The 22,809-nt window shown below is 46.6% G+C and carries 22 protein-coding genes; 11 read left to right on the top strand and 11 right to left on the bottom strand.

The features are described from left to right. Positions 1-40 precede the first annotated feature (40 nt). Entirely contained in the window at positions 41-985 is a 945-nt protein-coding gene (gene hslO / locus ACFQS8_RS10115; protein ID WP_382167212.1) for an Hsp33 family molecular chaperone HslO, read from the top strand. Here hslO and ACFQS8_RS10110 read toward each other — a convergent pair whose 3' ends face one another. From ACFQS8_RS10110 to metZ, 3 genes are all read right to left on the bottom strand, one after another. After that, positions 986-2,446, bottom strand: coding sequence for a TrkH family potassium uptake protein (locus tag ACFQS8_RS10110; RefSeq protein ID WP_382167211.1), 1,461 nt, complete (start codon positions 2,444-2,446; stop codon positions 986-988). Positions 2,447-2,455: 9 nt separating this feature from the next. After that, positions 2,456-2,863 (bottom strand): Co2+/Mg2+ efflux protein ApaG, encoded by a 408-nt coding sequence (gene apaG, locus ACFQS8_RS10105; RefSeq protein WP_382167210.1) that lies wholly within the window; start codon positions 2,861-2,863, stop codon positions 2,456-2,458. A gap of 102 nt (positions 2,864-2,965) precedes the next feature. Further along, the gene (gene metZ / locus ACFQS8_RS10100; RefSeq protein WP_382167209.1) at positions 2,966-4,171 is read right to left on the bottom strand and encodes an O-succinylhomoserine sulfhydrylase; all 1,206 of its coding nucleotides are present in this window, start codon (positions 4,169-4,171) and stop codon (positions 2,966-2,968) included. 63 nt (positions 4,172-4,234) lie between these two features. On the opposite strand from metZ, the gene ACFQS8_RS10095 reads away from it, so the two are divergent. Next, positions 4,235-5,272 carry a 2'-deoxycytidine 5'-triphosphate deaminase gene (locus ACFQS8_RS10095; protein ID WP_382167208.1) on the top strand — a complete coding sequence of 346 codons (1,038 nt, stop codon included), beginning with the start codon at positions 4,235-4,237 and terminating at the stop codon, positions 5,270-5,272. 6 nt (positions 5,273-5,278) lie between these two features. Here the strand turns inward: ACFQS8_RS10095 and ACFQS8_RS10090 are convergent, their stop codons facing one another. Continuing rightward, entirely contained in the window at positions 5,279-6,223 is a 945-nt protein-coding gene (locus tag ACFQS8_RS10090; RefSeq protein WP_382167207.1) for a radical SAM protein, read from the bottom strand. 84 nt (positions 6,224-6,307) lie between these two features. On the opposite strand from ACFQS8_RS10090, the gene ACFQS8_RS10085 reads away from it, so the two are divergent. Further along, on the top strand, positions 6,308-6,721 hold the full coding sequence (locus ACFQS8_RS10085; protein ID WP_382167206.1) for a MarR family winged helix-turn-helix transcriptional regulator: 414 nt from the start codon (positions 6,308-6,310) through the stop codon (positions 6,719-6,721). A 2-nt stretch (positions 6,722-6,723) separates the two neighbouring features. Here the strand turns inward: ACFQS8_RS10085 and ACFQS8_RS10080 are convergent, their stop codons facing one another. Next, on the bottom strand, positions 6,724-7,230 hold the full coding sequence (locus ACFQS8_RS10080; RefSeq protein ID WP_382167205.1) for an SPOR domain-containing protein: 507 nt from the start codon (positions 7,228-7,230) through the stop codon (positions 6,724-6,726). 157 nt (positions 7,231-7,387) lie between these two features. Between ACFQS8_RS10080 and ACFQS8_RS10075 the strand changes: the two genes are divergently transcribed. Continuing rightward, entirely contained in the window at positions 7,388-7,882 is a 495-nt protein-coding gene (locus tag ACFQS8_RS10075; RefSeq protein WP_382167203.1) for a GAF domain-containing protein, read from the top strand. Next, positions 7,858-8,991: a YqiA/YcfP family alpha/beta fold hydrolase gene (locus tag ACFQS8_RS10070; RefSeq protein ID WP_382167202.1), complete on the top strand. Its 1,134-nt coding sequence runs from the start codon at positions 7,858-7,860 to the stop codon at positions 8,989-8,991. Before ACFQS8_RS10075 ends, ACFQS8_RS10070 begins: the two co-directional genes overlap by 25 nt. A gap of 280 nt (positions 8,992-9,271) precedes the next feature. On the opposite strand, the gene ACFQS8_RS10065 is transcribed toward ACFQS8_RS10070, so the two are convergent. After that, positions 9,272-11,602: a S9 family peptidase gene (locus ACFQS8_RS10065; RefSeq protein ID WP_382167201.1), complete on the bottom strand. Its 2,331-nt coding sequence runs from the start codon at positions 11,600-11,602 to the stop codon at positions 9,272-9,274. 194 nt (positions 11,603-11,796) lie between these two features. Here ACFQS8_RS10065 and ACFQS8_RS10060 point away from each other — a divergent pair, with 194 nt between their 5' ends. Beyond that, positions 11,797-12,252 carry a TlpA family protein disulfide reductase gene (locus ACFQS8_RS10060; RefSeq protein ID WP_382167199.1) on the top strand — a complete coding sequence of 152 codons (456 nt, stop codon included), beginning with the start codon at positions 11,797-11,799 and terminating at the stop codon, positions 12,250-12,252. Positions 12,253-12,268: 16 nt separating this feature from the next. On the opposite strand, the gene ACFQS8_RS10055 is transcribed toward ACFQS8_RS10060, so the two are convergent. After that, positions 12,269-12,697, bottom strand: a complete 429-nt coding sequence (locus ACFQS8_RS10055; protein WP_382167198.1) for a hypothetical protein — start codon at positions 12,695-12,697, stop codon at positions 12,269-12,271. A 232-nt stretch (positions 12,698-12,929) separates the two neighbouring features. Between ACFQS8_RS10055 and ettA the strand changes: the two genes are divergently transcribed. After that, positions 12,930-14,594, top strand: coding sequence for an energy-dependent translational throttle protein EttA (gene ettA, locus ACFQS8_RS10050; RefSeq protein ID WP_382167197.1), 1,665 nt, complete (start codon positions 12,930-12,932; stop codon positions 14,592-14,594). A 62-nt stretch (positions 14,595-14,656) separates the two neighbouring features. Here ettA and ACFQS8_RS10045 read toward each other — a convergent pair whose 3' ends face one another. Both ACFQS8_RS10045 and ACFQS8_RS10040 read right to left on the bottom strand, forming a co-directional pair. After that, entirely contained in the window at positions 14,657-15,151 is a 495-nt protein-coding gene (locus ACFQS8_RS10045; protein WP_382167196.1) for a hypothetical protein, read from the bottom strand. Further along, complete coding sequence (locus ACFQS8_RS10040) at positions 15,148-16,893, bottom strand: cation:proton antiporter domain-containing protein (RefSeq protein WP_382167195.1); 1,746 nt, start codon at positions 16,891-16,893, stop codon at positions 15,148-15,150. Before ACFQS8_RS10040 ends, ACFQS8_RS10045 begins: the two co-directional genes overlap by 4 nt. 363 nt (positions 16,894-17,256) lie before the next feature. Between ACFQS8_RS10040 and ACFQS8_RS10035 the strand changes: the two genes are divergently transcribed. Beyond that, complete coding sequence (locus ACFQS8_RS10035) at positions 17,257-18,117, top strand: response regulator (RefSeq protein WP_382167194.1); 861 nt, start codon at positions 17,257-17,259, stop codon at positions 18,115-18,117. Positions 18,118-18,203: 86 nt separating this feature from the next. Here ACFQS8_RS10035 and ACFQS8_RS10030 read toward each other — a convergent pair whose 3' ends face one another. Continuing rightward, a complete protein-coding gene (locus ACFQS8_RS10030; RefSeq protein ID WP_382167193.1) occupies positions 18,204-18,869 on the bottom strand; it encodes an MlaC/ttg2D family ABC transporter substrate-binding protein in 666 nt (221 codons plus the stop codon). A 36-nt stretch (positions 18,870-18,905) separates the two neighbouring features. Further along, positions 18,906-19,646 carry an MlaA family lipoprotein gene (locus tag ACFQS8_RS10025; protein ID WP_382167192.1) on the bottom strand — a complete coding sequence of 247 codons (741 nt, stop codon included), beginning with the start codon at positions 19,644-19,646 and terminating at the stop codon, positions 18,906-18,908. A gap of 232 nt (positions 19,647-19,878) precedes the next feature. Here ACFQS8_RS10025 and ACFQS8_RS10020 point away from each other — a divergent pair, with 232 nt between their 5' ends. From ACFQS8_RS10020 to ACFQS8_RS10010, 3 genes are read left to right on the top strand one after another with little or no spacing between them, the layout of a single operon-like run. Next, on the top strand, positions 19,879-20,892 hold the full coding sequence (locus ACFQS8_RS10020; RefSeq protein WP_382167191.1) for an ArsR/SmtB family transcription factor: 1,014 nt from the start codon (positions 19,879-19,881) through the stop codon (positions 20,890-20,892). Then, a complete protein-coding gene (gene metF, locus ACFQS8_RS10015) occupies positions 20,889-21,758 on the top strand; it encodes a methylenetetrahydrofolate reductase [NAD(P)H] (protein ID WP_382167190.1) in 870 nt (289 codons plus the stop codon). The genes ACFQS8_RS10020 and metF overlap by 4 nt, the downstream gene beginning before the upstream one ends. Next, positions 21,755-22,807: a homocysteine S-methyltransferase family protein gene (locus ACFQS8_RS10010; RefSeq protein ID WP_382167189.1), complete on the top strand. Its 1,053-nt coding sequence runs from the start codon at positions 21,755-21,757 to the stop codon at positions 22,805-22,807. The genes metF and ACFQS8_RS10010 overlap by 4 nt, the downstream gene beginning before the upstream one ends. Positions 22,808-22,809: the final 2 nt, after the last annotated feature.

The raw sequence follows: 22,809 nt of genomic DNA, 5'->3' as shown, positions 1-22,809 counted from the left end.
ACCCCTGCAAAACCGGTGAGTGAAGTGTTATCTGCCCTCCATGATACAATTTTCTTCAAATAATGGATCAGCATTGAACGGTGCTGATACGGTCGCAAGTTTTCAGCTTGAAAACTCTTCTGTGCGTGGGCGAGTGACCAAGCTAGGTGATGCCTCTATCGATAGCATCTTGAAGCGGCACGATTATCCTGCTTGGGCAGCTCAAATATTGGGCGAAGCGCTAGCGCTAGCTGTGATGGTTGCGGCAACTGTTAAGGTTGCTGGGCGTATCATGGTGCAGGCTGAGGGCGATGGGCCTATCAAGCTTCTTGTTGCTGAGGCGCGTACCGACGGTGGTGTACGCGGTTATGTACGTTTAAATGACGAAAAATGGGCGGCATTAGTTGAAAATCATCAAGAAGTTGCGCCATCCGTTCCCGAGTTGATTGGTGAAGGTGTCATGGGGTTGGTTATTGTGCAGGACCAAGAGGGGACGACTCCCTATCAAGGTGTTGTATCTATTGAGGGCAACACGCTGGCTGAATGTGCTCAAACTTACTTCAATCAATCAGAGCAAATTCCAACACGTGTGCGCTTGGCAGTTAAACAGGTTGAAGAAATCGGTGGTACTGTGCGTTGGCGTGCGGGCGGTATGATTATCCAACAAGTTGCCAGTGATAAAGCGCGTGGCGACACAAATGATGAGTGGGATACAGCGCGCGCTTATTTTGATACGCTTTCTGATGAAGAGTTAACTTCCGAGAGCTTGCCTTCGGCGGACTTGCTATACCGATTATTCCACGAAGAAGGAGTGCGGTTGGAGTTACCTTCACAGCTCTTAGATAGTTGCTCTTGTTCTGCCCAGAGATTGACATCTGTTCTTGCAGGCATGCCTAAGGAAGAAGTTATTGATATGGCCAAGGATGAAGGAGAGGTTGTCGCTGATTGCCAGTTTTGCGGCCGTATTTATCATTTGCCCTTAGGGGACATCCTTAAATACATATAGCTAGTTGCGCCAAAAGGATGGAGAGAGGATCACAAAAACCGCGATCAATTCTAGCCGTCCTAGCAGCATTGCGATTGTACACATCCATTTAGCAACGTCTGGCAGGGGCTGATAGGTCCCTGCTGGCCCCACGATCTCACCTAAGCCTGGACCCACATTACAGATGGTTGCAGCTGCTGCTGATATGGCAGTCAGTGGATCTAGCCCTGTAAGTGCTAAGCCACAAGCATGCACTGCAAAGGTTGCAAGAAACAGGAACATGAAAATCATTATTGATTGAAGTGTGGCTTCAGATACTGGCTTGCCTGCATACCGTACAGGAGAAATCTGATTGGGTCGTATCATTTGTTTGGTGTAGGAAATCATGGTTTTCCACGCGATGTGCACGCGGAAGGTTTTTAGACCACATGAAGCTGATCCAGCCGTTCCTCCTAGAAACATCATGAGAATGAAGATTGTCGCTGGAAATGCACCCCATTGGTTGAAGTCTTCTGTTCCAAAACCTGTTCCAGATAGAATAGATACAATATTGAACATGACCATTCGAAATGCACCCTCGGGCCCTATTTCTAGGTTCGGGTGGGTGGCGACAAAAAAGGCTACAACCACTGACGCCGTAATTGCCATGCATATCCAGACAAGAGGTTGGGGGTCCCTGCGGTAGGCTTTCCAATCACCGTGAATTGTTAGAACCAGCAGGGCGAATGGTAGAGAGCAGAGCGCCATAAAGAAGATTGCAACAATGTCAGCATGTCCTTCTACGTAAGGTGCAAAACTCGCATCTGAAGGCGCGAAACCACCTGTCGAAACCGTTGACATCGCCATAACGATTGCGTCGAAATTGCTCATGCCAGTTATGTGATAAAGGCCAGCGCAAATAACGGTTAAGCCGATATATACATAAGTTGTTTGAAGAGCGATTTCCCCGATGCTAGGCAAGAATTTTTCAGTTGTATCTGAACTTTCTAGGTGAAAAAGCTGCATCCCCCCCACACGCAATGAGGGCATGATTGCGATCGCCATCACAATAATACCAATGCCTCCAATCCAATGGAGCATTGCACGCCAAAGGTGAAGGCTTGGCGGATATGACTCAATGTTCGTCATTATCGTCGCGCCGGTGGTGGTCAGGCCGGACATGCTTTCAAAAATGGCGTCGGTAAAACTCATACCAAATCCAATAGAGAAGGGGGTCGATGCAATAATCGTTACAAATACCCACAACAGGACTGTCAGTAAGAAAGCATCATGTGTACGAATTGGCATTTTATCGTGTTGTGAGGAGAGTGCGGTTACGGCACCAATCGTGATGGATGTGATTGAAAGTAGGAAAAAAATCCGCCACTCCCCACGCTCTGCAGCGAGGTCTGCAACAACGCACGGCAACATAAACAGCCCAAGGCCAAAAGTCATCAAACCAGTGGCATATAGAATTGGACGCAGTTTGATTTGAGAGCTCAAGGTAGCTGCTTAATTGGGTCTAGAGGAATCATAGGGGCTATCGAGGGAGAAGGCTGGAATATCAACATACATATCTTCACCGCATCCATTGGAGAATGTAAACTTGCCTTGCATCATGCCCGACGGGGCTGTGAGGGGTGCCCCTGAAGAGTATTGAAATGTTTTACCGGGTTCAATGACTGGTGTTTGACCCACAACCCCTTCACCTTCCACTTCGTGCAGGCCCCCATTGCGATCCGAGATTTTCCAATGGCGTGTCATGAGTTGTACAGCATGATCATTGAGGTTTTTTATCTCAATCGCATATGCCCATACATAGCGGTGTTCGCTGGGGGAAGACTCAGCATCAAGAAAGCGTGGCGTCACGCGGATAATGACGCCATTGGTTTCTCGTTCATATGTGTGAACTTGGCTCATGCCGACGTCACTCCTTCGTAAAGCGGTGAAATTCGCTTCCATTGTATAGCTATTGCACTAGTCATGCCACATAATGTCTTGCCAATCTCTATATGCGAGGCCTTAAAGCGCTGCATTTAGAGCTTTTGAAAAATCAGCGATCAAATCGTCTGGGTGTTCTAGCCCAACGGATAAACGTACCCAGCTATCATTTAGGCCAACATCGGCTTTTTCTTCGTCTGAGAGTGTACGGTGGGTTGTTGTCGTCGGGTGGCAGATCAGTGTTTTAGCATCACCAAGATTATTTGATATTGTAACAATATTCAAATTATTCAGTAGCTTAAACGCACTCTCTTTTCCGCCCTTTAAAGAAATAGCGATGAGAGAGCCACCTTCCGATTGTTGTTTCTGGAAGATATCATAATGAGGATGATCTTTGCGACCCGGATAGCGCACAGCAGCGACTGCGGGGTGATCTGCGATGAAATCTGCGAGTTTGGCAGCTGTTTGATTCATACGGCTGACGCGTAATTCCAGTGTTTCCAAGCCCTTAAGAATAATCCAAGCATTGAAAGGAGAGATCGCTGGACCAGTATGTTTTAGATAGCTATCGAAAATCTCATCCATAGCTTCTTTCTTACCCAGTATAGCGCCAGCAAGAACACGACCTTGTCCATCCATGTGTTTTGTTGCGGAGTAGACGACCCAATCTGCGCCCAGTTCAAGGGGTTTTTGGCCTAGCGGTGTTGCAAAAACATTGTCCACGACGAGTTCTGCGCCTGCTGCGCGGGTTAGGTCTGCTATAGCTCTGATGTCCACGCCCTCTAGCAGTGGATTGGACGGGCTTTCGATCAGCACTAAGCGTGCTGGCTTGCTGAGTGCGGTCTGCCATGCCTCTAGGTCGTTCCCGTCCACAAATTCGGCCTCAATACCGAATTTTGGCATGAGGTTTTTCAAAATCCATGTACATGAACCAAACAAAGCTTTGGCGGCGACAATTCTGTCCCCTTGCTTACAAGGTGCAATAAGCGCTGCAGAAATAGCAGCCATCCCAGAAGATGTGCAGCGGCAACTTTCCGCGCCTTCGATCATTGCGAGCTTGTCTTCTAGCATTTTAATCGTAGGATTTGCATAACGTGAGTATACGAAACCTGGTTCATCACCAGCCATGCGCGCTTGTGCTGTTTCAGCATTGGGGTAGCAATAGCCGGACGTTAAGAACAAACCTTCGGATGTCTCACAATATTCAGAGCGTAGGCGGCCGCCATGCACTAAGTTTGTTGCAAGTTTAGTGGAGTCGAGGTTTGACTTTTCGTTCTTGTCAGCCATAGGGAATATGTTCCTTGTTCAATGGTCTGCATAGGGATCGCGATAATTACAAAGGGTCAAGTCATGACCGACGGCAAAATTAAAAAAACTTCCTTTGGTGTACTTCCGGACACGCAAATCCACGCATTATGTGATGCAGGCGTAATTTCTGCGCAGGATGGGATTGAAATAGATCAGGTTCAACCTGCATCCATTGATTTGCGTTTAGGGGCAAAAGCCTATCGCATGCGCGCAAGTTTTTTACCTGGACCAGAGAAAAGTGTCCGTGATTATTTTGATGATGATCTTGTGATGCACGAATTGGATTTATCCAAAGGGGCTGTGTTGGAGACAGGGTGTGTTTATATGGTGCCTCTAAAGGAGGCTTTGCGCCTTCCTGTGGGGCTTTCAGGCGCGGCAAACCCCAAAAGCTCTACAGGTAGAATAGATGTGTTTGTAAGAATGATTACAGATGGATCAGATCGGTTTGATGCGGCGCGAGAGGGGTATAGCGGACCGTTATATGTGGAGATTTCACCCAGAACTTTCTCCATCCTTGCGCGTGAAGGGGATCGCTTGCTGCAATTGCGCTTGCGAAATGGGCCAAAGGAAACAATCCGCGATGAGATTTTTTCCATAGACCTTAAACCGGGCGATGATGATATTGCTGGATATCGCGCAAAACGTCACTCACGTGTGTTGGATTTGAAAAATATTTCTGGTCATAAAATAGATGATTTTTGGGAACCCGTGCGCCCTTATAACGGTGCATTGGTGCTTGATCCGGGTGAGTTTTACATTCTGGCGTCAAAAGAAAAAGTAGTTATTCCCGTAGATGAAGCTGCTGAAATGGCTCCTATTGCCCCTGAGTTTGGTGAATTTAGAGCTCACTATGCTGGATTTTTTGATCCCGGTTTTGGTGTGGAAGGGCTTGAAGGCAAAGCTGTTTTGGAGGTGCGCTCACGAGAAGTGCCATTCATTCTAACAGATGGTCAGCCTATGGGGCGTTTGGTGTTTGAGCCAATGGTAGATAAGCCGCGCGTGCCTTATGGTGCGGCGGGTTCATTTGCAAATTATCAGGGCCAAGGTCTGAAATTGTCTAAACACTTTGGATCGAAATAGCGCATTTTATGCGGAGCATGAGCCGCCACCTAAAACACAAAAAGTCGCGCAATATGTGTGGTTTAGTGGAACGGCTTTGCGGGAATCTTGTAAAGTTTTTCCCATCTCGAAGCGTTGGTCATAAGGTAGGAGCGTGCAAGGCAATACAGTGGGTGATGTATGGCCCTTGCGTTTTATGACCATGCGTTGGTCAGCACACATGATGTCTTCTGGAGACTTCTTTAGAATTCCCCAGCAGGCTGTTGTGATTTCAGGAGGGTCAGAATCAGGTGTCATTTCGGGGAAAAGGACGAGTTGGGTAGGGTCGAAAGCATCTATCTCGAAAGCATTGCTTTTAAATAGTTGATTGTAATTTTCTCGAGCTGAAATTTCGTCTTCGTTAAACAGAGCGCGACCAGCGATAGCGAGGTTGAAATTGTGTTTAGAAAGCCATTTTAAGCCTTCCATTGCTATATCAAAACTGCCCGCGCCGCGTTCCTTGTCGTGGAATTGCTCAGAAAAATGGTCCAAGCTTACACGCATAATAAGTTTGTTTTGGAAGCGGTTTTTTAGGTCGAGTAAACCAGTTTGAACACGTGGCCGCATCATGGGCTGCATTGCGTTGGTTAGAACAAGGGCAGTGTGTCCATTTTCTAGCGCCGCTTCAATCATGGCAATAGCATCGGGTGCCATAAAGGGTTCACCACCTGTAAAGCCTATTTCGATTTGGCTTTCATTAGCGAGTTTTAACTCTTCAAGATAGGGGAGAATATCAGCTTTGGTGAGATAGACGAGCCTATCATTTGTGGGGGAGCTTTCGATATAGCAATTGACGCATTCGATATTACACAGCGTTCCAGTGTTAAACCATAGCGTTTTCATACGGTTAAAAGGAACATGCGCGCGCGTTTCGCCTTTTGCGGTTATACGCGGGTCATCAAATTTTTTCAGTGTAACTTGGGTATTGCTCATAAATATGTGTTTTAGAGTACGGATTTTATTTGCATAGTCACAATGTTGTTAGAAGTCGTGTGAATGGCAGTTTGAAAGTTAAAAATGGGGAATACCAAAGCACTAGATCTTGCAAAATTACTCGAAGCAACAGCGCGGGCAGTCTATGATGTGCGCGGGCCGCAGCATATGCATCCGGGGCAATGGTCGGTATTGCGTTTCTTAGCTGGCGCGACTGAAAATTTGAGAGATGTGAATGGCGTGGCGGCCCATTTAGGGGTGACGCAGGGGCCAGCCTCCCGCGCAATTGCAACATTGGAAATGAAAGGTTTTGCGGTAGGAGTTGTTCAAGAAAATGACCGACGTAAGCGCAGGATACATCTGACGCAAGCGGGTCAGGATTTGCTAAAAGAAGATCCAATATTGCGACTTAAAAATGCGATTGAGGGATTAGACTCCGAGGCGCAGAACACTCTTGCAGCGGCAATGGCGGAAATTTACAAGGATTTGAATAAATAGACTTATTCTGGGTCTATAATTTTTCCATCTTCCATGCCCGCATCCATTGCAAGCGAGAAAGCTTGGAAAGCTTCAGCTTCAGTTGCCCATGGTCCCAGATAGACACCATAAAAGTCCATACCATTGGCTTGGCGAGGAATGATGCGTGCTGAACCTATTGCATAAAGTTTGGCGTGAAGGCTCTGGGCATTGGCAAAGGAGCGGAATGAGCCTGCTTTGATCATATAGCCAGTTGCGTCTGACGAGAGGGTTTGCAATGGCTCTGCTGTGGGCGCGCTAGGGCTGCTTTCCTTGCGTGCTTCCACTAACGGCCTGCCTAAGGGCGTGCCTGTTTGGTAGCTTGGTTGGTGCTGGGCGATTTGAGCGTTCTGCGCTTGGCGATAGCGCGCTTGAGCTAATTCCTGACGTTCTTCTGCTGGCATGGGAACGGGTAATGATTGAGCATTTGCGCTTTGGAAACCGACAAGAGCAAAGGCGAATGAAAAAATGATTTTCGAGGAAATAGACATGGCATTTCGCCTTTTTAACGATTGGCAGATTTTGCAATAAAAAAGCAGGAATTGGTTAAGCATTAACTTAGATTGGGGCGAGTTCGTGACGAGGTGTTGGTTTTTGCAGAAGACTTGCTATGTAAGCGCTTGATCATTTTTTAAAGGATGCATTTCCATGTCGCACGCGCCTAGCAATTATTCAGCGGATAAAGCCACTCGGTATGATGAGGTGAGCGCCGAAATTTTGTCCGTCGTTGCGGGAGAGACAAGCGTTACAGCACGCTATGCGACAGCGTCTTGTTTATTGGCACAAGCGTTTGCGCCAGTGTATTTCTGGACAGGGTTTTATGTGGTTGATCCGCTAAAAGAAAACGAGCTTGTTGTCGGGCCATATCAAGGAACATTGGGATGTTTGCGTATTCCTTTCGGGCGCGGCGTTTGCGGAGCGGCGGCAGCAACGCGTGAAACACAGGTTGTTGAAGATGTGCATGCATTTCCCGGTCACATAGCTTGCGATAGTCGTTCAAATTCTGAGATCGTGGTGCCTGTGTTGAATGCAGATGGTAGCTTGGCGGCGGTGTTGGATGTGGACTCAGAGCAGCATGCTTCTTTTGATGACATCGACAAAGAGAAGCTAGAAGCATTGTGCGGGAAATTATTGGTGGTTTGATAGAGCGATCTGATTCTATGGATCAATCTGCACATTCTGATGGTGAGGCAGGGCAGACTTTATTGGATGCTTCCCATTGTAGGATATCATTTTTTGATAGGGGATCTGATAAACTCGTCATTACCTTTAATTCGATGGGGCAAATATTAGAGGATGATTTTGGCAGGCATTTTTTTAAGTCGATAAATATTAGCCAGATAAATGTTGCTTGCTCACCCAAGGATTTCTTTCAGAGTTTGTCACGAGACAGCTTTTTGCAGGCTGTAGGTTTCGTTGTTGCGCAGCACACTGATGTTGTAATCTATGGCACGAGTTTGGGTGGGTATGCTGCCATCTATTTTGGAAGCTTATTTAAGGCGCGTATCTTGGCGATCGCTCCGCGCTTGCCGATCCACAGCTATATGGAGGGGCTGCGTTCTTACCATTCTGACATTGAACTTGTGCACACAGACCTTCGTCAGATGAATAGCACTCAAAATGACGTGCTTGTCGTGTTTGACCCTGAAGATGAAGCGGATTCGAAGTTTGTGTCTTGTTTCTTTGCAGATAAAAACAATACCAGATTGATCGCGCTAAATGGGGCAGGTCATTTTATTCTCAAACAACTTCAGATCATCAATATGCTGGGGCCTTGTATTGAGGGCTTTGTGCGGTCGGGTGACTTTGGAGAGGGCGCGATTGATATCAGCGCGTTCACGCAACCGCGCCGCGCTAGGGCGGAGTCAGCTTTGAAACGGGGTGATTTAGCTGTTGCACGCATTGAGATTGAGTATCTGATGAAGGTCAGAACCGGTCATGATCCGTTTATGACGCCATGGGGATTGATCAAACAATATGTTGAGCTGTGCGATGAGATTGATATTGAGTTGCCGCATATTTTGCCGACTGAATATGCCACACTATCGCGCCGCATGGGGCAGCCCTCGACGCCGCAAAAAATGATGGAAGCGATCATCAAACACAATTATCTAACATGCCAATATCAAGCTTGTTTGTCGCTGGCAGAATTGGCTTGTGTTCGTTATCCCGAAAGCCAGATTGCTCAAGCTTATGTTGAGAAGGCAAGGATTGTGGTCGGCAAAATTGGTCCAAATCAATTTCCAGATTGACGCAAATAAAAAGACCGCTTCAATTAAGAAGCGGCCTCGCATTTAAAAATCCGGAGGGGTCTCATAATACCATCAACATATTGCTGAATGAGAATCCGGTTTATGGTTTGCTTATGAAGACTGCCCCATAAGTTTACCATTCAACAAAGACCCAACCTGACCAGTTAAAATGCTCGACATCGGACCACCTCCTTTCAATACGTTAAACCTGTTTTGAGTGTGTCAGAGGTTTTTATTTCTTGCAATAGGCTATTATAAAGTCGGGCAAAAACGTCAGTTTTTACTCTCTCGGTTTCAAATAACGGTCGAAGAAGGCGAGGCGGGTGTTCATGAGGTGGATGCTCATGTCTGTGTCGCGTACACCGTGGCGTTCGCCTGGATAAGTCATCATTTCAAACGGTTTTCTTAGCTTTTGAAGCTCGGCGTAAACGCGAGTTGAATTGTCGAATGTGACATTGTCATCCGCCATGCCGTGGATCATTAACATGGGAGAATTTAGGTTCTTCAAATGCGGGAAAACCGAGGATAATTCATAGCCTTCGCTATTGTCTTGGGGCGTGTCCATATAGCGCTCTGTATAGAAGGTATCATACAAGGCCCAATCGGATACGGGCGCACCCGATACAGAAGCTGCGAACGTGCCTTCGGGAGCTTTTAGTGTGGTCATAAGGGCCATATAGCCACCATAAGACCAACCATTTAGTCCGATGCGGTTTGCATCAATATAGGGCAGTGATTTGAGGTGTTCCACGCCTTGGAGCTGGTCGATCACTTCCACTTCACCTGTGTGGCGGAAGATGACGTCTTCAAACTTTTTACCGCGATTGAATGTGCCGCGATTATCAAGGCGGAAGACGACATAGCCGCGTTGTGCTGTCATGACGTCAGATAGAAGCCATTTTTTGCTAACGCGCTGGACGTGTGGGCCGCCATAGACTTCGACGATTGCTGGGTATGATTTTGATGGGTCAAAGTCATGAGGTTTGGTGATGGAGTAGTGCAGTATTTGGCCATCAGCAGCGGTGAGCGTGCCGTATTCTGGGGTGACGTGCGCATCCAAATAGGCAGCATAGGGATGCGTGTCGTCGAGTTTGTTTTCTTCAACCCACGCAATGCGCTCCCCATCAGCTTTATAGAGGGCTGTTTGAGGCGGCGTGGTTGGGGATTGGAATGTGCCTACATAGCTTTGAGCGTCAGATGCCATATTGATAGACCATTGGCCGCCTGCTTCTGTTATGCGCGTGATAGCTGCGTCGGTGTCTTTGTAAGATGCGCGGTAGAGACTTGTTTCAAGAGGTGTGTCTTTGTTGGCAGTGAAATAGACATAGCCATTTGTCTCATCTACGGCCTGAATAGCGTCAACGACCCATTCGCCTGATGTAATTTGAGTGACTTTACTTCCATCGCTATTGTGCAGTGTGATGTGGCGATATCCGCTTTCTTCAGTGGACCAAAGGAAGCGGCCATCTGAAAGCGCGCGGAAGTCAAAAGATAGATTGATCCAGTTTGGTTGCTCTTCGACATACGCAATAGAAGTGTCGCCTGTTTTTGGGTCTACGCGCAAAAGTTCGATGCGAGTTTGATCGCGGTTGACGCGCTGGACGAAAAGCGTGTTTGGTCCGGCCCAGTTTACGCGCGCAAGATATGTGTCAGGTGATGCATCAAGGTTCACTTGTACGGTTTTTCCAGTGGCGCGATTTTTCACGAAAAGATCTACAATCGCATTTGGCTCACCTGCACGCGGATAACGTTGCTCAATGACGGTGACATCACTGGCGGAAATGTCAAAACGAAGGATGATTGCAACGGGGCTTTCATCGACGCGGGTATATACGACGTGGGCATCATCGGGTGACCACCACGTACCGACATAGCGGCTCATTTCTTCTTGGGCGACAAATTCGGCAACGCCATAGGTGATTGCATTGGCTGGATCAGCACTTGGCGAGATTTGAGTTTCATCACCGCTTGCAAGGTCTATTGCGTAAAGTGCCCCATCGCGGATGAATGAGACTTGGCCGCCATTTGGAGAAATTTCGGCGTTGTATTCAAAACTTTCTGTAGCGGTGAGCTGCGTGACCTGCGGGCCATCTTCGTTTAATTTTACGATGTAAAGATCGCCGCCAATCGGAATGAGGATTTGTTCGCCCTTCGTGTCCCAACTATATGAGACTATACCCGTTGTTCCGGCGATACGTTTGCGTTCGCGGAGCGCTTTTTCTTCTTCGGAAAGTTCAAAACCTTCTGGCTCTAGCAGGGTGGAATCCACAAGCAGGGAGGCTTTGCCACTGGCTACATCATAGGCCCATAAATCTTGACGCTGTTTGTCATCCTCACGTGCCTGCAAGAAAGTGAGTTTCGTGCCGTCAGGAGAAAATTTGACAGCATTGGGAGAAGGACCATTTAAGGAAGGTGATCCGGCGAGGCGTTCAGGGGTGAGGAGGGCCATGCTTACTGCTTCTTGGGTGGAGTTTTGCGCGACATTAGAGTTATTTTTTGCTGCTTCAATAGGTGCTGTCGCCTGTGGGCTGGCATTGCCTGAATCTGGTGTTAAAGCGCACGCACTGGTCAGTGCGAAACTAAGTGCGAAAAGAGAAGTATGTTTCATCATAATGTGAATTGGACCCAAAGATATGCTACGATGTTGTCTTTGACGGGTAATCTATCCCAATCGGTGAGGCGAGCAAGCATTTGAGCCGATTTTACTGAGTTTAGATGGGACTACACGTATTTGTGAGATCAAGTTTAATTTGCTTGCGGGGATTTTGCCTGTAGCAGAAGGATAAGCAATCGGAGTGAGATGAAATGGCGTTTATAAAAAAATATTGGTTCACACTTGTGATGGTCTTAGCTGTTGGTGGCTTTGTGGCGTTTAACGGTGTTGGTTTTTTTGGAAAAACGGCATCTGAATCGAAATATGTCTATGATGGTCGTCCTGAGATATACGCTGTGACATTCTCATCTGCATGGTGTTCGACTTGTAAGATACTCGAACCAAAACTTGCGGAAGTTGCTCCTGATTTTGCCAACAAGCCCGTAAAATTTGTGAAATTGGATTTTAGCCTTGGTCAAGGCGGCGCACCGGAAAAGACGGCGCGAGATTTAAACTTCATGCCTGTTTATGAAAAATATAAAGGCGGCACAGGTTTCACGCTTCTACTCAACGCCGACACGGGCGAAATAGTGGATAGACTTACCGTAAAATTGTCTTCTGATGAAATGAAGCAAGCTTTGGATATGGCGATCAAGCAGGTTATCTAAATCGGGCAGGGTGTGTTTATGCTCTGGCCCATGCTAGCTGTGATCTAAAGTAATCTATAATTGCTCTTCTATGCTTGATGATCAAACGTATCGTGAGGTTGGCACCATAAAGGATGCCATAGAAGAGTAAGCCAATGAACAAACCATGGGCGAGGCTTTTTAAAACGGCCATATTTGTTTTTACAATAACAACCTGATTTTGACTTTGAGTCTCAATTTCCACCTCAGTGAGGTGTTTTTGAAGCCATAGGGGAACACGTGTTTTTATGTTGCAGCCAAATTCGTTGACGCAATTGGGCTGAATATCCGGCGGCATATAATATTGAGGTTGTACTTTGACAGATTGGTAGGCTGCCGGTGTCCCTTTATTGAACCATGTAAATCCGGCGGCGATGACTGCGAGTGTAATGCTAATCGCAATAATGAGTTTTTGAATGCGAGACATTAAAACACGAGCCTAATTTTTCTAATGAAATCAAGTAATATATCGTGCGACTATATATGCTCGAATGTGTTTTACATGTCGTTAAAATGGTGCGGGAGAGTTTTGGTTAACGGGGATTTTCAAGGAGATTTTTGAAATATTGTTTCTGAAGTGCTCCACTTGCTTTCCGCACTTATTTCCGGCATTAACTCTGGTCTCAATTCATCCCCGATTAGAAGAGTTATCAGCGCACATGGCTATTAAATACGTTTACCAGCTTCAAGGTTTGTCCAAGACTTATCCAGGTGGCAAAAAAGTATTTGAAAACATTCACCTATCATTTTTGCCAGACGCGAAAATCGGTGTTGTGGGTTCCAACGGTGCGGGTAAATCTACGCTTATGCGCATTATGGCGGGCGTGGATAAAGAATATGGCGGGGAAGCACGCGCAGCTGATGGTGCGAAAATTGGATACCTTCCTCAGGAGCCGCAGCTGGATAATGGTGACACTGTTTGGGAAAACGTGATCGTTGGTTGTCCGGAAAAAGAAGCTTTTGATAAGTTCAACGAAATCTCCATGAAAATGGCTGAGGAATACTCAGACGAATTGATGGAAGAGATGACGGCTCTGCAAGAGCAAGTAGACCAGATGGATGCTTGGGATATCGATTCCAAAATCGAGATGGCGATGAATGCGCTTTGTTGTCCGCCTCGCGATGCATTGGTTGCGCCTTTATCTGGGGGTGAGAAACGCCGTGTTGCGATCTGTCAATTGCTTCTGTCTAAGCCTGACATGCTATTGATGGATGAACCGACCAACCACCTTGATGCGACCACTGTTGATTGGCTTCAAAACTATCTCATGAATTTCCCTGGCTGTGTTATCCTCGTGACGCACGACCGTTACTTCCTTGACCAGATCACCACATGGATGCTGGAGCTAGATCGCGGCCAAGGTATTCCATATGAAGGCAATTACTCTCGTTGGATTGAGCAAAAAGCCAAACGTATGGAGCAAGAAGCACGTGAAGAAGCGGGTCGTAAACGTACACTGAATAAAGAGCTTGAGTGGGTGCGTTCATCCCCTAAAGCGCGTCAGGCTAAATCTAAAGCACGTATGTCTGCTTATAATGAAAAAGCATCAGCGGCGGAAAAAGAGAAAATTACAACAGCTCAAATTCGTATTCCTCCTGGAGAGCGTTTGGGTAGTGTGGTTGTGGAAGCTGAAGGGCTTTATAAAGGCTACGGCGACCGCTTATTGATCAAAGATCTAAGCTTCCGTTTGCCTCCGGGTGGCATTGTTGGTGTGATCGGTCCAAACGGTGCGGGTAAAACAACATTGTTTAAAATGATCACAGGTAAAGAAGTTCCTGATGAAGGAACTTTCAAGGTCGGTGATACTGTGCAGATGGGTTATATCGACCAATCTCGTGACAGTTTGAATGATGAGAATAATGTCTGGCAGGAAATTTCTGACGGGCTGGATTATATCGACATTGGCGGTGTGGAAATGTCCTCACGTGCTTATGTGTCTGCGTTCAACTTCCGCAAGACGGACCAGTCTAAAATCGTTGGTAAGCTATCTGGTGGTGAGCGTAACCGTGTACACCTTGCCAAAATGCTTAAAGAAGGTGGAAACTTGCTTCTCCTCGATGAGCCGACAAACGATCTTGATGTGGAAACACTACAAGCGCTTGAGGCAGGTTTGGATGACTTCCCAGGGTGTGCTGTTATCATCTCGCACGATCGTTGGTTCCTTGACCGTATGTGTACGCACATTCTTGCGTTTGAAGGTAATAGCCATGTGGAATGGTTTGAAGGTGATTTCTCATCTTACCTTGAAGACAAGAAAAAACGTCTGGGTGAAGAGGGGGCTGCACCTAAGCGTCCAACCTTCCAGAAATTTAGCCGTGATTAGGTTGCTGCTTTAAGTGATATATAAAAAAGGGGGATGTAGGTTTGGCTTACATCCCCTTTTTTTTAATCAAGTAGTATATTGTCAGAAGAAGCGATTTTGGGCGCGAGTGGGGTGTCTTTTGCTGCCCAACTTGTCACTTCACCACTGGCAACGGTTGCGATTGCTTTCCATTGGTCATCAATGTGTTGCAATATATATGTTTGTTCCCATCCAACTATAGCTTCCCCATCCTTGTTGAAACTTGTATCGCGGGTTCTAACGCTAAGTGTTTCGGGAGCTATCTGGAAGATTTCAAAGACAATTTTCTGAACGAGCGTTATTCCAACTGACTTACCGAAATTTCCCATTTTGTTGAGGTTTTCTTCAAATACTTTTCGGTCAGTGAAGGAGAGGCTGTTCTTGTTTGACGTTACAAGGCAGGGAAGAGACCACATTTTACTGACGGTTTGAAAGTCGAATTTAGAAAATGCCTCAGCATATCTATTGAAATAGTCTTGTATTTCGTTCTCAAGTTTCGTGGATATTGTAGGCGTCTGAGGGGTGTTGTCGGTTGTCATTTTTTTGTTTCTTGTGTTGCAAGTTTATATTCTCTGTCCCTCTCATGTGCGATTAAATCTCGGCATGTTTCCCCATCATACCCAAATTCGCGTAGTGTTCGTGAAGCCAACTGAAGGCCTGCTTCAATAGCTTCTGGGACAACGAAATTTGCCCCAGCGTTGTAGAGTTGACGGGCGTGGATTGCATCTTTGGCGCGCACGATGATCGGCATGTCTGTGCGTAACTGCCTTGCGGCTCTAACCATAGATTCAATCGATCCAGCATCATCAAGTGTTAGGACGGTCATAGCAGCTCCCATGACGCCCGCCTTTTCGAGTATTTCTTTACGCGATGCATCACCCAAATATACAGGCCAGCCTTCCCTTCTTAGTATGTTCACGCGTTGAGGCCGATTTTCTAATGCAACGAATTCGGTCTTCTCGGATTTGAGAATGTGACCGACGGTTTGTCCAACGCGACCTAACCCCACAATGATAACATGTCCCTCAAGGGTTGAATAATCACTAAGAGGTTCTGCATCTTCTGGTGTTTGTTTATCAAATCGTTTAGCAAAAAGTTGTCCAAGTGTTGAAAATGCGGGAATGATCATCATTGATATGCTGGCAATGGCGGTAACGATAGTGGCGTCATTTTGTGAAATAACGCTCCCAGCTGTTCCTGCGGCGAGTACAACAAAAGCAAATTCGCCTGCTGGTGCTAATAAAAACGCTGCTTCAAGTGCGGTAGATAGTTTTCCCGTAAAGATGCGGCATGCAATGATTGCGATGATGAGCTTAATTGAGAGTAAGCCTACTAAACCAAGTAGAATGACAGGAAATTGATCCCAAATCGCATGTAGGTCTAACCCCATGCCGATTGTCATAAAGAACAGTCCCAATAATAAGCTTTTGAAGGGTTCTAGATCGACTTCCGTTTGATGTTTGAACTCTGTTTCACCAAGCATAAGTCCCGCGAGTAGAGCGCCTAAAGCCAGTGATAAACCAGCGCTAGCAGTGAGGACGGCAGCACCTACAACGGTGAGAAGTGTAGTGGCAATTAAGAAATCACGTCCGCCAGTATTTGCTGCGAGTCTAAAAAGAGGACGTAGTAAAAAATGCCCAATGAAGAGAATAACAATTATGGCGGATAGACCATTGAATGCAGCTTGAAAGATTGCACCCGATAAGCTGGGGGCGGTGGTGTGTGAGAGGAAGCCTGCAAGAATAAGAATCGGTGCGACAAGAATATCTTGAAATAGTAAAACGCTGAAACCAGTGCGGCCAGCAGGAGAAGCTGCACGGTGCTCTCCAATGAGAATTTGCATGACGATTGCAGTTGAAGACAAAGCAAGGGCAAGCCCAATAAGAGTTGCAGCAGGTGCGCTAAGGCCAAGTAGATATGCTGCGATTGCAATGATCAGTGCACTCATTGCTGATTGAATTGTGCCGGAACCAAACACAAGTCGCCGCATTGCCCAAAGTTTCTCGAAGGAGAGTTCTAACCCGATAAGAAAAAGCAAGAAGAGTACGCCTAGTTCCGCAAAGGGGGCAGCGGCTTTTGACTCGCTCATGGTGACATATTCGAGCAATGGCCAGTGATGCGTAAAGGCACCTAATCCCATTGGGCCGAGGGCGATACCGGCCAAAATGAAGCCTAAAACGGCTGGCACGCGGAAATATCGTAAGGTGGGCACGACAAGCCCTGCGGCAAAGAGAAAAACAATGACGTCCTTGATCAGAATATCTTGCCCGGCATGGTCCATGATTTTTCAGTCTCCAATTATGCCGTTCTTCACTGCATTATGTGAACATTGGAATTTCAGTCGCATTTGGAGAGGAAAGCAAGCGTGTATCTAACTTCATGCTATATCTAATTATTATTGATTAAAATGACGCCTTAGTTTGCTTGCCATCAATTATCTCCTGCGCAGCCTTTGAATTAGGTGGGGGAATGTTGTGGCAGCCTTAAATTGTATCTAGCGCCCGAATGGGTTGGAGAGGTTGAGTTTTCGCCTTTTGATATCGCAAAGTATAACGAATTTTGTGAATTGGTTAGCTCAATATTAGGGCAATCTGGGTAAACTCTGAATCCGAGAGGGCCAATTTGGCGTATGCTTTGGGGCAGAATGATGCAAGCAATTAAGTGTCTTTTACTAGAAGATAGTGCGACGCAAGCTAAGATTATGTCGTCCATTTTGGGGCAGGCTGGTTGCGAGTGCATGATTGCTCTGTCTGTACGCGAATATAAAGGTAAGCCTGAACTGTTTGACGCTACTTTTGATCTTGTTCTGATTGATATCAATTATGGTGGTATCTCAGGCCTTGAGTTGATTGATGATGTGCGTAAACGATGGCCGGAAGCCGTTGTTGGTGTGATGACAGCAGATTCAACGGACAACTATAGTGGTTTGGTTCAGGCGCGAGAACGCGGTGTAAAACTGGTTTTGCGAAAGCCATTTGGGCTTGAAGAAGCAAGGTCTATTGCGGATGATGTTGCGTCAATCCGTGCGGGTGGGGCGGCGAAACTCCACGCTGTAGTGATTGATGACAGCCGGACGTGTGGAAAAGTTGCTGCGGGTGTATTGCGCCCTAATGGGTATCGCGTGACTGTGTTTGATAATGCTCAGGATGCAATTGAGCGCCTTAGCTATGATCAGGTCAATGTCGTTATAACCGATCTCTTTATGCCGGGGACGGATGGCCATGAGGTTATCAAACTCGTGCGAGATGTTTGGCCGCATGTTGCGTTGGTGGCTATGACGGGCGGAACGGATGGTTCTGATATCGCGGGTCGGGAGTTAAAAACAGCGCGCAGCCATGGTGCGAATGCGTTGTTGTATAAGCCTTATGGGGCAGAAGAAATGTTATCTGCTGTACGTCATGCGCTTGAAGAACAGCGCGAGCTGAACGGTGAAAAACCTGAACCCGTTGTGACGCCAAAAGGATCACAAAATAATGGACGCAATCGCGTATACTTAGACGTTTAGAATATCTGTTGATCGAGCCTGATAAAAAAGCCCAACGACTCTAGTCGTTGGGCTTTTTTATAAAAGATGGTTTCGAAAATGAATTATTAGTTCAAGTTCAGTGCTGTTGCTTCTGAATTGAGGTCTTTTTCTGCATTCAGCTTGGCTGTCATTTCATTTATGCGTTGAATAAGTGCTTCAACGCTACCATTAGAGCGGTCGAGCAATGAAACAAACTGTGCTTGCTGTTCTTGAGCAAGCCATATTTGGCTTCCTTCAATGTTAAGCGCCACATCTAGCACGTTATATGTGTCAGAGCCTTTTTCTTGACGTACACGCCATTCGACATTGAATTTTTTACCTGTGTTCGGTGCTAGAATCCGCGTTTTCACGACGGAATCACCAGGGCGCAAATCTACAGATCCAACAACTTCAATTTCTTCACCCCGGAAGCGATCCAATTGGACTTCATACACAGCTAGAGCGTATGTGATGAAAGCTTTCGAATAGGCTTGGAATTCAGCGTCTGTGAATTGGCGTCCATAACGACCAACAGCAAAGCGGGCGACTTTATCCATATCAGCAAATGTATTCATATAGCTGTTAAATTGGGCCGTGCGGTCTTCGCGTGTTAGTGAGGGCTGGTTTAATGTGTGTAGAACAATGTTAGCATTTTTTTCAACATAAGCCTCAGCTTTCTGGTCGGCGAGGGCTGCGCCAGCTAAAAAAGTACTGGCAAGTGCGAGAGCGGTAATTTTTTTAAGAATAGTCATGGAAGCCCTCCTAGAGGCCCTTAACAGTTGGTATCTTTAGTATTCATCATAATTAGGCAAATCTTCGTACGCATTAGGGTCTTCTGCGCCATTTCGAATGGCGGCGTCCCTTGTTTGGCCATAAATTCGCCTTGCTGCAGTATAGGGGTCGGCTTGTTGTTCGCGTAAATCAGCGATGAGTTCTATTAATTTCTCGCGTCCAGATACGACACCTAAAACGCTTCGTCCAATTCTGAACTCTGTATCGCCAGAAAATTGGGCATAATTAAGGGGCTGGAATGCGGAGTCGATTCCTGTTCCGAGCAGATCGCGAGGATTGGTTGATCCTAAAATAGGCAATACCAAATAAGGGCCATCTCCAACGCCCCATTTACCTAGCGTTTGGCCAAAGTCTTCTGACTTTCTTTCAATTCCCAAGCTTCCTGCAACATCAACTAAACCAACGACACCTAAGGTGGAGTTTAGTGCGAAGCGGCCAACGGTGTTGCTGGCATCTATAAAGTCGCCTTGAAGAATTTCGTTGGCGAAGGTGACGGGCTCTTTGAGGTTTGCCAATGCATTTGAAAAGCCTTCGCGCATGTCTTCCGTCGTGACAAAGCGATAGCCTTTGGCTGTGGGTTCAAGAATTGCCTTATCAAGTGTGTTGTTTAAGGCAAACATACGACGGTTAAACCCTTCGTAAGGGTCATACACTGTCCCCGGCGCAGCGACTTCTGTCGATGCACATCCACCCAATCCTAAGATTGTTAAGGCAGAAATCGATGCTATTTTCATCATAAACCAATATTCCCCTCACATTAGGCTGGCATATGTGCCTAATGAGAACTAATTTCAATAGGCTGGGCGATATCTCTTTGTAGGCTGTTTCTAAAAGGTCACAATATCTAATGGCCTGTCGAAACATGTCAGTAGTCTTAGAACATAGAAGTTTATAGATTAATGCTGACAATGGAATGAATACGAACAATTTTGCTTGATAGATCATATAAAGATATGTTTATATGGGAATATGGAGCATTATTGTTTAGATCAAATGGTAGATAGTTTGCGGGCAGCAGGAGAGGCTACCCGTGCGCGCGTGCTTGTCTTATTGAGTCGAGGTGAACTTTCTGTGGGTGAGTTAGCCCAAATACTTGGTCAGAGCCAGCCACGATTGTCGCGTCATATGAAATTCCTAACATCGGCGGGATTGGTTGAGCGCATGCCGGAAGGGGCATGGGTGTTTTACAAATTACCTCGCAAAGGAGCGGGCCGTAAATTAGTGGATGTTATTCTTTCGCTGGTGGACCAAGAGGATAAAGGTGTTTTGCGAGATTTGTCTCGCTTAGATGAAGTCAGAGCAGCGCGTCAGAAAGAGGCTGTTTCTTTCTTTGAGCGATCCGCTGAAGAGTGGGATGCAATTCGCGCATTGCATTACCCTGAAAGCGAGATTGAAGCTGCTGTGTTGAATATTGTTGGCGATGCCACTTTTGAGCGCGTTATAGATATGGGAACAGGCACTGGACGGATGTTGGCTTTGTTCGCGCCGAAGGCTCACATGGCAGATGGAATAGATCTATCGCATCAGATGCTCACGATTGCCCGCTCAAACTTGTCTGGCCCCCAATTTAGTCATGTGGGTGTGCGGCACGGAGATGCCACAAGTACGCCCTTTGATGATGAATGTGCTGATCTTGTTATCATTCACCAAGTTCTGCATTTCCTTGATGAACCTGAGCGAGCCATTATGGAAGCGAGTCGGTTGTTGAAGCCGGAAGGGCGCTTGCTGGTTGTCGATTTTGCGCCTCATGAACTTGAATATCTTAGACGGGATCAAGCGCATAGACATCTGGGGTTTGATGATAGCTACTTTGCAGATTGGTGCGAGATGGCTGATTTGAAGCAAGGTCTTAGCCAGACCTTTGATGCTCCAAAAACATCATTGGATACCCATCAAGAAGGGCTTTCCGTCAATATTTGGACTGCAACTAAATTAGCATTACCTCAAACATCGAATTTGACCCCAAAGAAAGAAACCGCGTGAGCAATCTCAATATATCATTTGAATTTTTTCCGCCGAAATCGGATGCGATGGAGCAGCGTTTGTGGGATTCTGTGCAGAGGCTTGCGCCTTTGGCCCCCAAATTCGTGTCTGTAACATATGGGGCTGGAGGTTCTACTCGGGAACGTACGCTAGATGTTGTTGGTAAGATCGCATCTGATACGGCAAATTCGATTAAAACCGCAGGACACATAACATGTGTGGCTGCAAGCAAGAGTGATGTGAATAGCGTTTTGCAGAGCTATTGGGATAGAGGTGTTAAGAGTGTCGTTGCTTTGCGCGGAGACCCTGTAGAGGGTATCGGGGCTAAGTATGCGCCTCATCCAGAAGGTTATAGCTACGCTTCAGATTTGATAGAGGGTGCCAAGGAAATAGCAGATTTCGACATATCTGTCGGATGCTACCCTGAAAGTCATCCCGAAGCGCGTAGTCTGCAAGATGAACTTACAAATCTAAAACGCAAATTTGATGCTGGTGCAGATCGCGCAATTACGCAGTTTTTCTTCGAGCCTGAAACCTTTTTGCGTTTCCGTGATAAAGCGCAAGCGGCGGGTATAGATAAACCGATTGTGCCCGGTATCATGTTGCAGTCTAATTTTGCAGGTCTCTCACGTATGGCTGATATGTGTGGGGCGTATCTGCCGCCGAAATATGCTGATCTATATGAAGGTCTAGAAGACGATCTTGAGACTAGAGATTTGGTTACAGCACATTTAACTGCCGAGCTTTGCAACAAGCTAGTGGAAGAAGGTGTTAAAGACTTTCACTTCTATACAATGAACCGTGCTGGGCTGTCGCTTGCGACATGTCGATTGCTTGGTGTGAAGCCACAAGAGGCAAAGACATGAACCGCGAGCAAAGATTAGAAAAAATCACCAAGATTGCGGATGAGCGCATTCTGATCCTAGATGGAGCTATGGGAACGGAGCTTCAAACCTTTAAGCTCACTGAAGAAGATTTTAGAGGTGAGCAATTTAAGGATGTGGATCGCTTCTTGAAAGGTAATAACGACCTTCTCAACCTCACGAAGCCTGAAACTGTTAAAGAAGTGCATCGGCGATATTTTAATGCAGGTGCTGACATTGCTGAAACAAATACCTTCTCCGCAACAACAATAGCGCAGGCTGACTATAAACTTGAATCCCTTGCCGCCGAAATAGCGCGTGAGGGTGCTAGATTAGCACGTGAAGTTGCGGATGAGTTTGAGACAGAAGATAGCCCTAAGGCTGTTTGGTCTGCGATAGGGCCAACGAATAAAACGCTCTCTCTTTCACCGGATGTAAATGATCCGGGGTTCCGCGAAGTGACCTTTGAAGATGTCCGCAAAGCTTATTATGAGCAAGTTGTTGCCATGGCTGAGTTTTCGGATGTGTTTCTGATCGAAACTATATTCGATACCTTGAACGCGAAGGCTGCGATCAAGGCTGTAAAAGATTGGGAATTTGATTCAGGTGAGACGCGTCCGATTGTATTGTCGGGTACGATTACAGACGCATCAGGACGCACTTTATCAGGGCAAACAACGGAAGCATTTTGGTATTCTGTACGTCATGCGAAGCCATGGGCGATAGGGCTTAATTGTGCGCTAGGTGCAGATTTGATGCGTCAGTATGTGGCGGCTTTATCGCGTGTGGCAGATACACGTGTGTTGGCATACCCAAATGCAGGCTTACCAAATGAGTTTGGTGAATACGATGTTTTGCCAGACGAGCAGGCAACACACCTTAAAGCGTGGGCAAAAGATGGAATTGTGAACGTGTTGGGTGGGTGTTGCGGCACGACGCCGGCGCACATAGATGCTATTGCCAAGGCTGTGAGAGCAAGTAAGCCAAGGCAAGTACCTGAAATTGATCCAGCTATGCGCTTGGCTGGCCTTGAGCCATTTGTATTAAGCTAGGT

The organism is Hirschia litorea (assembly GCF_042665075.1).
Lineage (GTDB): Bacteria > Pseudomonadota > Alphaproteobacteria > Caulobacterales > Hyphomonadaceae > Hirschia > Hirschia litorea.
The sequence above is the reverse complement of the archived record's forward strand: the minus strand, read 5'-3'. Positions and strand labels throughout refer to the sequence as shown.

Bases quoted from the DNA above. Each gene is read 5' to 3' on its own strand.
- metZ (WP_382167209.1), bottom strand. From the start codon at position 4,171: ATGGCTGACAAGAACGAAAAGTCAAACCTCGACTCCACTAAACTTGCA.
- ACFQS8_RS10045 (WP_382167196.1), bottom strand. From the start codon at position 15,151: ATGACAACCGACAACACCCCTCAGACGCCTACAATATCCACGAAACTT.
- ACFQS8_RS10020 (WP_382167191.1), top strand. From the start codon at position 19,879: ATGGAGCATTATTGTTTAGATCAAATGGTAGATAGTTTGCGGGCAGCA.
- ACFQS8_RS10010 (WP_382167189.1), top strand. From the start codon at position 21,755: ATGAACCGCGAGCAAAGATTAGAAAAAATCACCAAGATTGCGGATGAG.
- ACFQS8_RS10065 (WP_382167201.1), bottom strand. From the start codon at position 11,602: ATGATGAAACATACTTCTCTTTTCGCACTTAGTTTCGCACTGACCAGT.
- ACFQS8_RS10035 (WP_382167194.1), top strand. From the start codon at position 17,257: ATGATGCAAGCAATTAAGTGTCTTTTACTAGAAGATAGTGCGACGCAA.
- apaG (WP_382167210.1), bottom strand. From the start codon at position 2,863: ATGAGCCAAGTTCACACATATGAACGAGAAACCAATGGCGTCATTATC.
- ACFQS8_RS10095 (WP_382167208.1), top strand. From the start codon at position 4,235: ATGACCGACGGCAAAATTAAAAAAACTTCCTTTGGTGTACTTCCGGAC.
- ACFQS8_RS10040 (WP_382167195.1), bottom strand. From the start codon at position 16,893: ATGGACCATGCCGGGCAAGATATTCTGATCAAGGACGTCATTGTTTTT.
- ACFQS8_RS10030 (WP_382167193.1), bottom strand. From the start codon at position 18,869: ATGACTATTCTTAAAAAAATTACCGCTCTCGCACTTGCCAGTACTTTT.
- ACFQS8_RS10085 (WP_382167206.1), top strand. From the start codon at position 6,308: ATGGGGAATACCAAAGCACTAGATCTTGCAAAATTACTCGAAGCAACA.
- ACFQS8_RS10075 (WP_382167203.1), top strand. From the start codon at position 7,388: ATGTCGCACGCGCCTAGCAATTATTCAGCGGATAAAGCCACTCGGTAT.
- ettA (WP_382167197.1), top strand. From the start codon at position 12,930: ATGGCTATTAAATACGTTTACCAGCTTCAAGGTTTGTCCAAGACTTAT.
- hslO (WP_382167212.1), top strand. From the start codon at position 41: ATGATACAATTTTCTTCAAATAATGGATCAGCATTGAACGGTGCTGAT.
- ACFQS8_RS10060 (WP_382167199.1), top strand. From the start codon at position 11,797: ATGGCGTTTATAAAAAAATATTGGTTCACACTTGTGATGGTCTTAGCT.
- ACFQS8_RS10090 (WP_382167207.1), bottom strand. From the start codon at position 6,223: ATGAGCAATACCCAAGTTACACTGAAAAAATTTGATGACCCGCGTATA.
- ACFQS8_RS10055 (WP_382167198.1), bottom strand. From the start codon at position 12,697: ATGTCTCGCATTCAAAAACTCATTATTGCGATTAGCATTACACTCGCA.
- ACFQS8_RS10080 (WP_382167205.1), bottom strand. From the start codon at position 7,230: ATGTCTATTTCCTCGAAAATCATTTTTTCATTCGCCTTTGCTCTTGTC.
- ACFQS8_RS10025 (WP_382167192.1), bottom strand. From the start codon at position 19,646: ATGATGAAAATAGCATCGATTTCTGCCTTAACAATCTTAGGATTGGGT.